At 47.3% G+C, this 13,964-nt stretch carries 14 protein-coding genes; 3 read left to right on the forward strand and 11 right to left on the reverse strand.

Going from position 1 to position 13,964, the window contains the following annotated elements:
- Nucleotides 1–2 precede the first annotated feature (2 nt).
- Both K0H61_RS13705 and K0H61_RS13710 read right to left on the reverse strand, forming a co-directional pair.
- Complete coding sequence (locus tag K0H61_RS13705) at nucleotides 3–1,457, reverse strand: NAD(P)/FAD-dependent oxidoreductase (RefSeq protein ID WP_220049969.1); 1,455 nt, start codon at nucleotides 1,455–1,457, stop codon at nucleotides 3–5.
- Nucleotides 1,454–1,786, reverse strand: coding sequence for a winged helix-turn-helix domain-containing protein (locus tag K0H61_RS13710; protein WP_220049971.1), 333 nt, complete (start codon nucleotides 1,784–1,786; stop codon nucleotides 1,454–1,456). The genes K0H61_RS13705 and K0H61_RS13710 overlap by 4 nt, the downstream gene beginning before the upstream one ends.
- A gap of 500 nt (nucleotides 1,787–2,286) precedes the next feature.
- Here K0H61_RS13710 and K0H61_RS13715 point away from each other — a divergent pair, with 500 nt between their 5' ends.
- Nucleotides 2,287–3,132 (forward strand): substrate-binding periplasmic protein, encoded by an 846-nt coding sequence (locus tag K0H61_RS13715; RefSeq protein WP_220052724.1) that lies wholly within the window; start codon nucleotides 2,287–2,289, stop codon nucleotides 3,130–3,132.
- Nucleotides 3,133–3,190: 58 nt separating this feature from the next.
- Here the strand turns inward: K0H61_RS13715 and K0H61_RS13720 are convergent, their stop codons facing one another.
- From K0H61_RS13720 to K0H61_RS13730, 3 genes are all read right to left on the reverse strand, one after another.
- Entirely contained in the window at nucleotides 3,191–3,634 is a 444-nt protein-coding gene (locus tag K0H61_RS13720; protein ID WP_220049972.1) for a universal stress protein, read from the reverse strand.
- A 113-nt stretch (nucleotides 3,635–3,747) separates the two neighbouring features.
- Nucleotides 3,748–4,179 carry a universal stress protein gene (locus tag K0H61_RS13725; protein ID WP_220049974.1) on the reverse strand — a complete coding sequence of 144 codons (432 nt, stop codon included), beginning with the start codon at nucleotides 4,177–4,179 and terminating at the stop codon, nucleotides 3,748–3,750.
- A gap of 13 nt (nucleotides 4,180–4,192) precedes the next feature.
- Nucleotides 4,193–4,597 carry a SpoIIAA family protein gene (locus tag K0H61_RS13730; RefSeq protein ID WP_220049976.1) on the reverse strand — a complete coding sequence of 135 codons (405 nt, stop codon included), beginning with the start codon at nucleotides 4,595–4,597 and terminating at the stop codon, nucleotides 4,193–4,195.
- A gap of 229 nt (nucleotides 4,598–4,826) precedes the next feature.
- Between K0H61_RS13730 and K0H61_RS13735 the strand changes: the two genes are divergently transcribed.
- Both K0H61_RS13735 and K0H61_RS13740 read left to right on the forward strand, forming a co-directional pair.
- On the forward strand, nucleotides 4,827–6,251 hold the full coding sequence (locus tag K0H61_RS13735; RefSeq protein ID WP_220049978.1) for a coniferyl aldehyde dehydrogenase: 1,425 nt from the start codon (nucleotides 4,827–4,829) through the stop codon (nucleotides 6,249–6,251).
- A 63-nt stretch (nucleotides 6,252–6,314) separates the two neighbouring features.
- On the forward strand, nucleotides 6,315–6,884 hold the full coding sequence (locus K0H61_RS13740) for a TetR/AcrR family transcriptional regulator (protein ID WP_220049979.1): 570 nt from the start codon (nucleotides 6,315–6,317) through the stop codon (nucleotides 6,882–6,884).
- Between the two features lie 64 nt (nucleotides 6,885–6,948).
- Here K0H61_RS13740 and K0H61_RS13745 read toward each other — a convergent pair whose 3' ends face one another.
- The 6 genes from K0H61_RS13745 to K0H61_RS13770 form a co-directional block, all read right to left on the reverse strand.
- Nucleotides 6,949–8,658: a sensor histidine kinase gene (locus tag K0H61_RS13745; RefSeq protein WP_220049981.1), complete on the reverse strand. Its 1,710-nt coding sequence runs from the start codon at nucleotides 8,656–8,658 to the stop codon at nucleotides 6,949–6,951.
- 77 nt (nucleotides 8,659–8,735) lie between these two features.
- Complete coding sequence (locus tag K0H61_RS13750) at nucleotides 8,736–10,154, reverse strand: sigma-54-dependent transcriptional regulator (RefSeq protein WP_220049983.1); 1,419 nt, start codon at nucleotides 10,152–10,154, stop codon at nucleotides 8,736–8,738.
- 100 nt (nucleotides 10,155–10,254) lie between these two features.
- The gene (locus tag K0H61_RS13755) at nucleotides 10,255–11,454 is read right to left on the reverse strand and encodes an ABC transporter permease (RefSeq protein WP_220049984.1); all 1,200 of its coding nucleotides are present in this window, start codon (nucleotides 11,452–11,454) and stop codon (nucleotides 10,255–10,257) included.
- A gap of 11 nt (nucleotides 11,455–11,465) precedes the next feature.
- On the reverse strand, nucleotides 11,466–12,767 hold the full coding sequence (locus K0H61_RS13760) for an ABC transporter permease (protein ID WP_220049986.1): 1,302 nt from the start codon (nucleotides 12,765–12,767) through the stop codon (nucleotides 11,466–11,468).
- An 8-nt stretch (nucleotides 12,768–12,775) separates the two neighbouring features.
- A complete protein-coding gene (locus K0H61_RS13765) occupies nucleotides 12,776–13,540 on the reverse strand; it encodes an ABC transporter ATP-binding protein (RefSeq protein ID WP_220049988.1) in 765 nt (254 codons plus the stop codon).
- 137 nt (nucleotides 13,541–13,677) lie between these two features.
- Nucleotides 13,678–13,938, reverse strand: a complete 261-nt coding sequence (locus tag K0H61_RS13770) for a hypothetical protein (protein ID WP_220049989.1) — start codon at nucleotides 13,936–13,938, stop codon at nucleotides 13,678–13,680.
- Between the last annotated feature and the right edge of the window lie 26 nt (nucleotides 13,939–13,964).

Below are 13,964 nucleotides of genomic sequence, written 5' to 3' on the forward strand. Positions count from 1 at the left end.
CGCTATGACATCATGCCCTCGAGTCTGTCGGCTAATCCTTTGGCCAGTTTCCTTTGCCAAGTTGAGCTTTCTCCCCTGCTGTAGAGTCTATCTTCCCAGGCAAAGACACGGTTCATGCTATGGTAGCCAAGATAGCGAAACGGTTCGCTTTCCCAGGGCTTGAGCACTTTTTTTACATCGGTCTTAAATGCCCAAGGCATGGTACTAAGCAGCGTCTTACGCTCAAGGATTAAATCGACTAAGGTGCGGGCGAACAGGTTTGCCGCCCCTACGCCTTCACCACCATAACCACCAATAAAGCCTAAACCTGAATGGGGATCAAACACCGCATGGGGAGCAAAATCGCGGGCAATGGCCAGCGTTCCTCCCCAGCCATGGGTAATATTCACGCCCTCAAGTTGCGGAAATAACGCCAGTAATAATCGATGGCGGAAACGAAAGTCGGCTTGGCTCTGTGATGGATGCTTTACATTAAATTCAGTTGCATTAAAACCAAATTCGGTACGGATTTTTCCGCCAAACTGATAGCCACCACGGGCACCAAAGATTAAACGGTTATCAGGAGTGCGTTGGCCATAGGTCACTATGCGACTAGCATCGCTGAAGGTTGGGCGATTATCGAGGCCAATTGATTGCCACTGGGCATAGGTTAATGGCTCAGTGGCGATTAAAAGGCTTTGAACAGGCAAAGAATAACGCGCAAGTTCCCCGAATTCACGCTGATACCCTTCGAGCGCAGGGATATAAATACGGCTAGTGATACGCCCCTTAGCAGTCCGTAGTTGGGTACTACCTGCACTATTATGCCTGATACCGACGACGGCCGAGTTCTCATAAATCTTCACCCCGAGGCGCTTCACCGTATCGGCTAATCCACACACTAGTTTTGCAGGGTGTATGCGGGCACAGTGCGGCGTAAACAAGGCTGCTTGCCCTTTGGCCATCTTCACTTGATTATCTAATTCGGCTTTATCGAGCCAGCGTATATCTGCCTCGGTAAATCCCTGCTCACGCCAATAGCTAAGCTCATGTTTGATCGTTTGATGTTGCTCGGGATATCGAGCTGCAACCCTCAAATTTCCCCCATGGTGTAAATCACAATCGATACCCTGTGCTTGGCAGACTCGGGATACTTCATGAATGGTATCTTGAATAATGGCCTTGGCGAGCTGGCGCGGCTCACCGTCGAGCTTATTTAAATAATTCACATCACCGCTAAAGCTTCCCATCAACCAGCCGCCATTGCGCCCAGAAGCACCTTGACCAACAGTGTTTGCTTCGAGGATAGCCACGGATAGCTGGGGTCGATATTGCTTCAAGTAATAGGCTGTCCACAATCCAGAATAGCCAGCGCCAATGATGGCAACATCAACATCAATTTCTTGCTCTATCGGCGCCGATACACTTCTTGCCTGTAACTCAGGCTCAGTATCAAACCAGAAGCCGCGCTCCGTCATTCGCCGCCATCACTTGGGGTAACACCAATCACCTTGGCTATATCATTCACGTGGGTATCGACCCAAGCACTGCTGATGGGACCCCAAGTCACTACTCGATAGTAACCCGCATTATTACGGCTGCCATCCTGCACAAACTCAGCGTGAATCCCGATATCCACGAAGGAGGCGATAGCATCCTGCAGTGTGCGCCTTGGCATTCCCGTTAACTTGTTTAATGACAACAGATTATGACGTTCATCATCCATTAAATGCGCCAAATACAACTTGCGTAAAAAGGCCTTATGTTGTTTTGAAATCGGCTGCATCGCTGACAAAGTAAGGGTCATAATTCTTCTGTCCAAATATCGAGGAAGTTAAGCCAAAATTACTTGATATTCAGTGAATAAGAAATAGGAAACCGAGAATAATTCCCCAGTGCCTCATGCAGCCCAACAACGTAAATAAGGTGGAACTATCGCTTGAACCTAACCCCAGAACATTGCTATTGATAGATTCAATAGCAATGGGGAGCAAAATTACAATGCCCTCAGTTTCTGTATCAGCAGCTGAAAAACCAATTATGGAGTGCTTAGATGATGACAGTGGCTAGTGAGGCACGCTAAATAAGCTGAAACATAAATGTGAAGATTCAATGTCAGCCCTCAACTGAACGCGGTAGAAACAATATAGCCTTTATACCATTGCGGAGTTTAAGCGTACGCTGGCAGGAAATCACGGGATTGATTCACTACACTAAAGAAACAAGCTATACGTTAGTCATTCACCCATAATCGTTTTATCCAACCCTTCCGATGGCGCTCTAACAGTAAGCAAACAAAGGTGAATGATGACCCAATCGAAGAAGCCACTTAATCGCCCCACAGGCACACCGTTTGGATGCTCATTGATGGGCCTTATCGGTTTGATGGGGTCTCAGGGCTATTGTGAAGAACTGCAAATTGGTGTCAGTCAATCCATACCACCCTATGTGATCCAAGAAAATGACAGCGGCCTTGAACTCGAACTCCTTTTTCAGGCATTGGCCGTTAAGGGGCATAGCGCCAAAATTCATTATCTCCCATTAGCTAGAACCTTCCATGAACTCAGCGAAGGTAAACTCGATGGGGTTATCAATATAAAGCAGGGAATGCTCGATAAGGTGTTTTACACCGATATTGCCTTAAGTTTTCAGAATTGTGCCATCAGCCTGCAACAGAATCACCTTGATATTAAAGGTATTAGTGATTTAGCGGATAAAAAAGTGGTCGCCTTTCAACGAGCCTCGGTTGTGCTAGGTGACGAATTTTCGCAAATGGCTAAGGCGAATAGCAGCTACCAAGAACAAGCAAAACAAATCCAACAGGTGTACATGCTCTTTAAGCACAGGGCGGATGTGGTTGTGATGGATAGAAATATCTTTAAATATTATACTAAACAAGCCTTTATCGAAGGAAAGCTCACCGAGTCTGAAGTAAAGCAAGTGGCGATTTGTCATCAGCTTTTTCCGCCAACCGATTATCGTTTTGCCTTCTCAAATGAAAAAATCCGCGATGATTTTAATTTGGGATTAAAACAGATTACCCAAGATGGCACCCTAAGTGAACTGCAGGAAAAATATCAACATTTACTTAGATTACAGAAAGATACAGAAGTCACTAGCATCTTACTCGATAGCCCAGTTAAGCCCCAGTAGCTCTGCCTATTGTCCTTTTAAAGCATTCATCGGCAATTTGTTAAGAATCGCTTAACGCTTAGGGCTGTTTGACGACCAATACAGGGCATTTAGCGAATCGTACTACTTCCTGACTGACATGGTGCCTTAAAAAGTCACTTAAGCCACGACTTCCATGGCTGGCAATCACCACCATGCCAACCTCCTCGGACTCCGCAAGAATTTCAGCGCCTGCCTCACCGTGACGAACGACAGTGTTAATTGAAAGTCCTTTAGCTAAATCCTGTTGCATCTCGGCTTTAATCGCTTGCATTTTTTGCTCAACAAAGTGAGATAACTCTTGCTCTACCGAGGCCGGAGTATCGACACTAATCCCGTAAAAATGCGCGCTTTTTACTGGGCTGGTCACATGGAGTAAGCGAATATCGACATGGTAAAGATTTGCCATTTCAATGGCATACTTAAGTGCATGGGAAGCTGTTGCAGAGAAGTCGGTTGGACAAAGCACATCACGTGTACGCATATGAATTTCCATTGATATTGGCCTTTAAACCTGAAAATAATTGAACGAGATAAAGCTTACTTACTGGCTCCAAAACACAAAATAAAGGACGCGGCTGCGCCCTTTAGACTTGGCTACTTGACCACCAACACCGGGCAGTTAGCGCCATTGGCGACGGCTTCGGCAACATTGGTATGAAGAAAATGCGAAATCCCAGTTCTGCCGTGACTGGCAATGACGACCATGCCCACGTCCGAGTTGTTGGCCTCTTCCAAGATTTGATCTATGGGATCGCCGCGGCGAATTAAGGTAGTAATGGGTAACTCAGTTTTCAGTCCTTCGAGCAGCGCCTGCATCTTGGTTGCCGCAGCCTCCTCCATACTTTTCGCCAACTCCTCAGGCGTGATGGCCAAAATCATAAAATTTTCATCGCCCATCGGCTGCTCAACCACGTTTAAAATCTTAAGGCCAACATGGTAAAGGTTTGCCATTTCAATGGCATAACGTAGCGCGTGGGCGGCGGTCTCAGAAAAATCTGTCGGCCAGAGTATTTGACCTGTACGCATAATCAGTCCTCCTTTATGTTGAGTCCTGGGAAAGCTCAGCTTTAAGCCAGGTAATGGCATCAACCCTATCGACAAAAAACTTCACTTTTGCGGGAGTAAACCAGTTTGCCAATCTCGCCATCACATCATGTAGTGTGGTTTTACCGACAATCGCAATACGCTCAAATTGACGCATATGCTTAACCCCTAGCTTTAGATCATCCCAAGCGGCTTGGAGTTCCCAGCCATCGAATTCGGTGACATCAATAAGGGCAAAGATTTCAGGATCGTTAACCCCCTCTAAAGCGGATTCCAGTAACGGAACCATCACTTCATAGTCCTGATGGGTAAGCGTGCCTACAGCTTTAAAGGTGACAAAAAAGTCATCATCGTCATAACGCTCAATCCCAATCGAAATACCGTGTTTAATCAGAGTCATATATCCTCCACATTTAACACTCCACCCCTTAAGTTTAGAAGCTCAGCGGTGTTAGGGACGTGATCTTGCTCATATTTACACCAGTTAAGTTGCATCCTTAAATAAAGCGAAGTAGGATAAACCGACTAATCAGTCGGTTTGAAAAATTCAGTCCTAACAGATCTTAGGACTTTTCATGAACACGCCGACGCTAACGACTTAAATAATGAACTTGTACCGAGGAATCACGATGAACATGGCCACCTCCCCCGATAAAATCTCGCCACTTACCGAGTTGCTTCACCGCCAACGTGCAAGTTATTTGGCCTCCCCCAATCCGGATTACGCTATCCGCAAAGAACGCTTGCTGCAGCTCAAAGCCACGCTGTTGAAATACCAACAGCCACTACTAAAGGCACTCAGCCAGGACTATGGCCACAGATCGGAGGATGACAGCTTGATTTCCGACATCATGCCGGTCATCAACAATATCAATTACAGTCTTAAGCATTTGAAAAGCTGGCTTAAACCCAGCGGCCGCCATGCGGGCATGTTACTCGCCCCTGCTAAGGTAAAAGTACATTATCAACCCTTAGGGGTCGTTGGGATTATCGTGCCATGGAACTTCCCAGTGATGTTGTCAATCGGCCCGCTGGTCACCGCCATCGCTGCCGGTAACCACGCCATGCTTAAACTGTCGGAATTTACGCCTGCGACCAATAAGGTGATAAAACAACTCCTTGGAGATATTTTCGAGGAATCCCATGTTGCAGTGGTAGAAGGTGAAGCCGAGGTCGCGGCGCAGTTTTCAGCCCTGCCATTCGACCATCTACTCTTTACCGGCTCCACCACGGTTGGCCGCCATGTGATGCGTGCTGCCGCGAATAACTTAACACCAGTCACACTGGAACTTGGTGGCAAATCCCCCGTTATCGTTGCCGATGATATGCCACTCGATATTGCGGTTGAGCGAATGATTTACGGCAAGTGTTTAAATGCAGGGCAAATCTGTGTTGCGCCCGACTATGTACTTTGCCCCAAAAACAAGGTCGAGGCCTTCATCTGTGCCTATCAAGCTAAGTTTCAGGCCATGTATGGCACCATCAATAGCAACAAAGACTATGGCAGCATCATCAACGATCGCCAATTCGCGCGTTTGATGACGGTCCTTGAAGACGCCAAAGCCAAGGGTGCAACTGTCATTTCCGCCACCAATGAGCCAATTGATACCAAAAACCGCAAACTGGCAACTCAGCTTATTAGCAACACCACTGAAGATATGCTGTTGTTACAGGAGGAGATTTTTGGCCCACTGCTGCCTATTATCGGTTACGACTCACTCGATGAAGCGATTAGCTACGTTAATCAACGCGCCCGCCCACTCGCCCTGTATGTGATGAGCTTTGATAGTGGCACGCAGCAAAAAATCCTCACTCACACTCACTCGGGTGGTGTCTGTATCAACGAAACCGTCTTCCACGTTGCCGCCGATGATGCGCCATTTGGTGGTGTCGGCCCATCGGGTATGGGGCACTACCACGGCAAGGAAGGTTTCTTAACCTTCAGCCATGCGAAAACCGTGCTGAGCCGTGGCCGCTTAAATACCGGCAAATTGGTACACCCACCCTATGGTACTTTTATGCAACGTATGTTGATGAAGCTGTTTTTACGTTAATTGCAGTAGGAATACAGTCAGCCAATGTCCAATAACCGAGCGCTAAAACCAGGGCCCAAAAGCATGACAGACAAACGCCAAGCGATACTCGATACCGCCTTGGTGTTATTCGTCAGTCAGGGCTTTCATGGCACCTCAACAGCATCGATAGCCAAACAGGCGGGCGTAGCAACAGGCACCCTATTCCATCACTTCCCAACGAAAGAAGCCTTGATGGAAAGCCTGTTCCTCACCATCAAACAGGAATTTGCCGACAGTTTATTGTCTATGGTGACTGAAGGTGGGGATCTTAAGCAAAATGCCGAGCAACTGTGGCAGAGCGCTATCGACTGGTCGATTGCTCATCCCGATAAGCAGCTGTTTTTTCAGCAGTACTCTATGTCCCCCATGCTATCCTTAAGCGTGCGCGAACAGGCGATGAATGGGATTTTAGGCTTTATCAGCCAACTGATTGAAAAAGGGCAAACATCGGGGCTAATTGCTCAATATCCGATTGAGTTAATGCTAGAAAATTGCCACGGTCAATATTTGGCAGCGACGCGATTTTTTATCGACAATCCACAATTGGGTAAGGATAAAAACTACCGAGAGGCCAGTTTTGCGCTGTTTTGGAAGGCGATGAAACCTGACTGATGTCTTTATTGATTGAGTCCATCCTGATACTCAAGGCACGAGTTTATACACTCGTGCCTTTGTTTTAGTTAGCCTGTTGATAAAGTGGCAACCACAGCTGCACCGATAAGCCACCCTCGCTGCGATTATGCAAATTGATGCTACCGTCGTGGGCTTCAATAATTTCGCGGCACAGGGGTAAACCTAAACCTGTGCCCGATTGTTTTGTCGAGTAAAACGGGAGCAAAGCTTGCTCTAACACTTCACCCGACATACCTGAACCCCTGTCTTCAATCCGTAAATTAAATCCTGCGCTTTCGGCTAATACTTGATAGCGGATCGAGAGGGTTACATCATCAGGATTCGACCCCGACTCATGGGCGTTTTTCAACAGATTCAATAACACTTGTTCGAGCTGGCCTTGGTCAAAACAGCCATCAATGTCGGGTAAGGACGACGTTAACTTAAAGGGATAATGCTGGGTAAGCTGATTAATAAACTCATCCCATTTCACTGTGCGGCGCTGCGGCAGCGGTAGTTTGGCAAATCGGGCATAGTTATAAATAAACTGACTCAAATGATGAGTGCGGCTCTCGATGGTATCAAAGATGAGTGTTAATTTAGGGTCATCCAGTTCCTTAGTGAGATAACGCCCCGAATTAACCATCGACGCTATTGGCGCGACCGAGTTATTCAGTTCATGGCTTATAATCCGAATCACCTTCTTCCACACCGCCACTTCCTGACGATTCAGCTCCCGCGTCATTTGCTTGAGTAAAATCAAATGATGCTGCTGATTATTCAGTAAAAAGTGACCTCGATTCAAATACCAAGTATCGGCATCCTCATCCCCCATAGTAAAGAGCCCGCTCTTTTCCTGCTTAAGGGCATGGCTCCAAACCTCAGGAAGACTCGCAAGTAAATCATCAAGATGCAGCCCCTCCATCTTGCCCTTTATTTGGAATAAATGGCGAGCCGCATCATTAGCATACATCAGCTTTTGCTGGTCATTGAGCAGTAACATCACATTGGGCGAGCTTTGAATAACCTTATCGAGCAGCAATTCGCGCTGGTAAATATATTGGCGCTCCTGACGAAGCTTACCCGCGGATTCATTAAAAAGATGGGCTAATGCTTTAAGCTGCCCTTCACCCACCTCGGGAATGCTGACGCTAAAGTCGTTATCGTTAAAATTGAGCAGCCCTACCTCAAGTGCATTAAGACTGCGGCCTAAATGGCGCGTTAAAAACGCAACACCTATGCCGCACACACCACAGGCCAACAGCAATAACAACAACCCATCGACCCAGGACGGGGGATTGATTGTCTCAGCGACCTGATTAATCGTCGGTAATTTAACGGGGGGAAGTTCAGGCATCGGCGGTATAGGTACTGCGGAATACGGCGCACTACCATAAAGCCCTTCTTTGAGCTGCTCGAGGCGCATCATACTGCGTTGTAATTGCTCCTCCTTAAGCTTCTCAAGTTGCTGCAGTTCAATCTTAATTTGCTCAGCCCTGATTTTTTCCTGCATCGAGAGCGCTATTTGCACTTGCTCAGTCATATCGATGGCAGTATCGATAGCTGTTAAGGTTTCCTTGAGGTGTTCTAAATCAATCTCTGGCACTTCGATGTCAGATAAATCGGGGAGTTCGGGAGCTTCTAGTAAGTTCGAAGGCTGGCTCATTAACTGTGGCTGACTGGGTGCAAAATAATGCATCAGACTCAAGGAGATAATCACCCCAAGTGCGCAACATGCCATCGAATAAATGATAAGTTTGGTTCGAAGCTGCAATTTTAATTACCCGCCAACAGGTTTTTGCAAGTCATTGAGTTCACCATACAGCCTTTGATACGTGCCAAGGCATCACCTTATTTCTCTAACCCAAATTTATCCATCCGCCGATACAGTGCCTGACGACTCAGGCCTAATGCCTTAGCGACCCGAGCAATCACTCCATTATGGAGTTTAAGCGCCGCTTCAATCTCCTCGCGGCTCACATCCATGCTCTCAGCATGATTTTCATCAGCACCATTCATACCGCTCTTTGCAAGCATCGCACTTGCAGGGAGCACCACAGATTCAGGCTGAAACACTGGCATATCTGGGGCTGACTTCACCCTTACCAAACCAAAATCGGCCTCGGTTAACAGCGGACTTTGGGCAAGTAGTACGGCCCGTTTACAGGCATTCTCTAACTCACGCACATTGCCTGGCCAGCGATGCTGCAGCAGCGCCTGCTGCGCAGGTTTAGTTAAACTAAAGCCGTTACCGACAAAGTGTTTCACTAAGGGCAGAATATCATCGGTGCGCTGATTAAGTGGCGCTAACGCCAGTTCAATCACATTCAAGCGATAGAATAAATCCTCACGGAATCGGCCTTCGGCAATGTCCTGCGCTAAATCTGCGTTTGTCGCACTGATAACCCGCACCTTAACCTTTATCGTTTTATGGCTTCCTAAACGTTCAAACTCACCCGTCTGCAATACCCGCAGTAATTTCACTTGGCCCGAGAGTGGCAGATTACCTATTTCATCTAAAAACAGCGTGCCACCATCGGCAGCTTCGAAACGGCCAATACGCGCCTTAGTCGCACCCGTAAAGGCACCTGCTTCTGCGCCAAACAACTCGGCCTCAAGCAGCTCCACGGGCAGAGCGCCTACGTTAACCTTAATAAAGGGTTTGTTTTTTAAGGGAGAATTAGCGTGAATGATATCGGCGAGCTTATCTTTACCCGCGCCATTAGGGCCTGTAATCAGTACAGAAACATCGGAACGCGCCAGTTGCAGCGCAAGATCGATACAACGCTGCATGGCGCCACTGCCAAAAACAATGCCGCATAAATCGGCATCGGCAATCGCCATTTGGCGCTGCTGATTGACCCGCTCAAGCTTGTGGTTTGTACGGGATAATTTATGCAGTGAAATCAGATTTGCTATGGTATTTAAAAGCTTAGCATCATCCCACGGTTTACCCATATAGTCGGCGGCACCGGCTTTCACTAATTCAACTGCGGTTTCTAACTGAGTCCAAGCCGTCATCAAGATAATGGGTAAATCCGCCTGACGTTCACGCAGATCGTAAAAAAGCTGCCTGCCCTCTTCACCGGATGTGGTATCGCGGCTGAAGTTCATATCTTGGATCACCAACTCAATCTCTTGGGCCGAGACAAGCTCGAGGGCATCTTCTGGCGTATGGCAAGTCAACACTCGATAACCATTGATCTCCAGCATTAGGGCTAATGCCTGACAGATGGCGTGGTTGTCGTCGACAATCAGGATGGTATCCATATTGGCTTGTGTTTCCTTAAGTATAACGATTCGCTTTAAAGTAACAAAAAGTGCAATAACCCTCTAATGTTATTGCACTCTTATAGTTCAGTCTGTCCAATTAAACGCTACGTGTTGCCGTTGCAGGGGAGATTTTAGCCGCTTTGCGCGCTGGCATATACACGGCCAGCGTAGTGACCATAAACAAGCCTACGACAGTGAGCAGCGGATAACTCAGTTCCAGCATAGGTAAACTGTAGAAGTTCATCAGCTGTTTCCCTAATTGAATGGCCAGCAGCACACCGATGGTTCCTCCCACTAGACACAACAGATAATTCTCAACCAGGAAGTAACTGATAATGTCGCGCTTTTTAGCACCAAGGGCGCGGCGAGTTCCAATTTGTTTAGTACGGCGCTGAATATTAAACATCACCATCCCCGTTACGCCTAGGGAGGTGATAAGCAGCAACAATATCACCATCATAGTCAATACTGTTGCCATCAGTTCGTGGTCTCGATAAGCCTCAATCCGGCGCTCGGCGATGGTTTTAAAGCCTTCAATCACGCGGCTCTGGTTATCTTTATGCAAAACCTCAGGGATTTTTACCTTAAGATGTTCTATATCACTGGCCTTAGCACGTACCAGGTAATGCTTAAACTCCGAGGTTAAATCGACTGACATCACGGTACTAAACTCGAGGTTATCGTTATCTACCCAAGCATGTTGCAGACGTTCAATCACCCCAATAATCTCAAACTGCTGAGTCCCCATGTAGAGGCGCTTGCCCAGCGGCGATTCATCGGGCCAAATTTTTTCCGCTAAGGCCTTAGAAACAAGCATTTTACCACCGGACTCAGTAAATTCGTTGGTGATCTCCTGCGGGTAGAAGTTGCGTCCTTCGATAAGTTTAACGCCTAAGGTATTGATAAAGTGCTCATCGCCTAAATACATGGCCGAGTTTGGACTCGACTTAGAGTCCTTCTCTGGCGATAACTTAAAGTTACTCGACCAGCCACCACCACTGAGCGGCACCATGGAAGTCGGCGATGCATCGATTACCCCTGGCAGAGTGCGCAGAATATCTAAATCACGGATATTTTGTGCAACGAGATCCGTCGATTTGTCAAAGTGATAAATCGTAAAGTCGAAGACTTGTGCCTCTTCAACCCCTGACTCACGGGCCATCAAATTTAAGCGTTCCGTGATAATAAAACTGGCGTTTGCCACAATGGCGACCGATAAGATCATCTGCATTAACAGCAGCAAGGGGCCGCTTTTGCTTCGCAGTAAACCACTCAGAATTGGTTTGATATGTAGCATACAGCCCCCGATTATTGGCTCTTAAGATAGACACTTGGATTAGTGGTACATACGCGCCATGCCGGATAAATTCCCGCCAGAATCGCGGCAACAATCGCAATCACAGGCGCAATAACCCACATGCTGGCATCGAGGTGCGTGAGTGATGCCTGCAGCTCAAACTTTTTAGTAAGCAGTAAAAGGGAGCCCCATGCCCAGCCAAGCCCTAATAAGCCACCGAGAAGACCCATTAGAGACACTTCAACCATATGCTGAGCAAAAATTTGCCCTTGGCTAGCACCAATCGCGCGGCGTACACCAATCTCGGGAGCGCGGCGCAGGAACTTAGATAGCAGCAGACCTAACATATTGACGAGACAAACTAATAGGAACAACGAACTCAAGCCTACAAGGATCTTGTTATCCTTAGGCACGACTTTGTTAAAGTCCAACCATTGGGCGACATCCAAAAATTGCGCGGCAGCTTTAGGCGAAGTGAAACGGCCAAGTTTTTTCTGCTGTTCGATATAGTTATTTAACCATTGGCGATACTCTTCCACTTGGGCTGGCGTATCTAATTGCACCCAATACTGGGTCCAGTGTTTTTCCGAAGTTAAGCGTTTAGCATAGGTATCCACCGACTCATAATTCCAACCATTGGTGTTCCCCCAGCTCTGATACTCCTCGATAGGCGCTAATGAATAGGGCACGTACATCTTGTCGCTTTCACCAAAAGAGCCGTTATTGAGGTCATGATAATTCGGACTCGGCGCCCAGGGTTTAAGTACCCCAACCACCTGATAGGCTTTAGCGTTGAAATACACCGTTTTGCCGACGCTATTTTTACCCGCAAACAGGGTTTGGTTTAGTTCATCCGACAACACCACCTCATAACGAGGTGACGTATCTACGCTATCATCCCAAGCCTGACCATATTGGAAATCAATCGCAAATAACTGAAAGAAATCATTATTGGTCACCCGCACCGATTGCATCGCGGGCAATAGATTGGGATCGTCAGTCTGCACAGCGCCGCCAGTACGGAACATCGAGGTTTGATAGGTTGGAACTTCGCTTCTTAGCAAATTAAAACCATCTTGGTAGGTAATTTGCGAATCGAATCTATCCCAAGTATCAGGCCCTTGGCTCCAGAGCTGCACCGCATAGAGCTGGCTCGATTTCTCACCCGCGGGGTTAATTGACATCATTTTGTAGATGTTAAGGGTCGTAATGGTAATCCCGATACCGATGGAAATCGCCATCACCATCAAGGCCGAGAGCATGGGCGTTTTTTTGATGCTACGCCAAGCTAAGTCTAAGTAATAGAAGAACATAGAAGCTCCTAGGCCTTGGCGTTAGCCACTAATTTATCGAGTTCATTCTTTGAAGCGTGAGAGGCAGTGTCGTGGGAACTGCTGTGGACGCCATGGGGCTGATACATAGTAAAGTCACACACTTGACCATCGACAATCTGGATATTTCGTTGGGCGCGGCGAGCGAGCTCAGGATCGTGGGTGACCATGATGATCGTTGTGCCCGACTGATTGATATTCTCTAATAATTCCATCACTTGGCGGGCCATTAAACTATCTAAGTTACCCGTAGGTTCGTCGGCGAGTAAGAATCGCGGCTCACCGGCCAAGGCGCGGGCAATCGCCACACGTTGCTGCTGACCACCCGATAGTTGAGTTGGTAAATGTTTCATCCGCGAGGCTAAACCAACCTGCTCTAAGGCCTGCTCGACACGGCGCTTACGCTCCTTACCGTTAAAGCCACGGTAACGCAGTGGTACTTCGATGTTCTCGGCGAGGTTTAAGTCAGGAATTAGGTTAAAGCCTTGGAAAATAAAGCCGATTTTCTCGTTACGTACAGCAGCACTCTTGTTATCACTGAGGTTAGAGACATTGATGCCATCGAGAAAATAGTCGCCGTGGGTAAAGCCTTCAAGCAGACCCGCAATATTAAGGAAGGTAGTTTTTCCCGAGCCCGATGGGCCAGTAACAGCGACAAACTCACCTTCATTCACTTCAAGATTAAAGTCCCGCAGCGCATGGGTTTCGACGAGGTCCGTTTTAAAAACCTTGCTCACACTCTTCATTGATAACATTTTAATTTCCTTTAATATTCTCGTATTTCGCTGCATAAACTGCTGTTATATGCCCGCTTAAATTCGTCAACTTTTCTCTATCACCACTAAGCAACGGGCATCAATCACATCATCGCCCCGCAGTATTCAACTCAGTGCTATCGATTCAATAGCATTAACACCAGCTCAGCTAACCCATTTAAAGTGCCAAGGATGACCTCAGCATTAAGCATCGAAGCCTGACCTATTTGCTGCGTCTGAACGGGATTGGTCCACTCCAGTAAATTCAGTCCGAGTAAAAACCAGCTATTGGCCTCGCCAATACTGAACTCCACCGCCACCACTAAAAGCACCAACGCCAACATCCCCATCACTTTTGATGACAGTAATGCACTGATAGTAAATGATTTATGCTGCATATTGCGTCCCTCCAACTTTCACCGCA

The organism is Shewanella acanthi, assembly GCF_019457475.1.
Classification (GTDB): Bacteria; Pseudomonadota; Gammaproteobacteria; order Enterobacterales; family Shewanellaceae; genus Shewanella; species Shewanella acanthi.

Bases quoted from the DNA above. Each gene is read 5' to 3' on its own strand.
- K0H61_RS13755 (WP_220049984.1), bottom strand. From the start codon at position 11,454: ATGCTACATATCAAACCAATTCTGAGTGGTTTACTGCGAAGCAAAAGC.
- K0H61_RS13750 (WP_220049983.1), bottom strand. From the start codon at position 10,154: ATGGATACCATCCTGATTGTCGACGACAACCACGCCATCTGTCAGGCA.
- K0H61_RS13730 (WP_220049976.1), bottom strand. From the start codon at position 4,597: ATGACTCTGATTAAACACGGTATTTCGATTGGGATTGAGCGTTATGAC.
- K0H61_RS13715 (WP_220052724.1), top strand. From the start codon at position 2,287: ATGACCCAATCGAAGAAGCCACTTAATCGCCCCACAGGCACACCGTTT.
- K0H61_RS13735 (WP_220049978.1), top strand. From the start codon at position 4,827: ATGAACATGGCCACCTCCCCCGATAAAATCTCGCCACTTACCGAGTTG.
- K0H61_RS13710 (WP_220049971.1), bottom strand. From the start codon at position 1,786: ATGACCCTTACTTTGTCAGCGATGCAGCCGATTTCAAAACAACATAAG.
- K0H61_RS13705 (WP_220049969.1), bottom strand. From the start codon at position 1,457: ATGACGGAGCGCGGCTTCTGGTTTGATACTGAGCCTGAGTTACAGGCA.
- K0H61_RS13725 (WP_220049974.1), bottom strand. From the start codon at position 4,179: ATGCGTACAGGTCAAATACTCTGGCCGACAGATTTTTCTGAGACCGCC.
- K0H61_RS13760 (WP_220049986.1), bottom strand. From the start codon at position 12,767: ATGTTCTTCTATTACTTAGACTTAGCTTGGCGTAGCATCAAAAAAACG.
- K0H61_RS13770 (WP_220049989.1), bottom strand. From the start codon at position 13,938: ATGCAGCATAAATCATTTACTATCAGTGCATTACTGTCATCAAAAGTG.
- K0H61_RS13720 (WP_220049972.1), bottom strand. From the start codon at position 3,634: ATGCGTACACGTGATGTGCTTTGTCCAACCGACTTCTCTGCAACAGCT.
- K0H61_RS13765 (WP_220049988.1), bottom strand. From the start codon at position 13,540: ATGTTATCAATGAAGAGTGTGAGCAAGGTTTTTAAAACGGACCTCGTC.
- K0H61_RS13740 (WP_220049979.1), top strand. From the start codon at position 6,315: ATGACAGACAAACGCCAAGCGATACTCGATACCGCCTTGGTGTTATTC.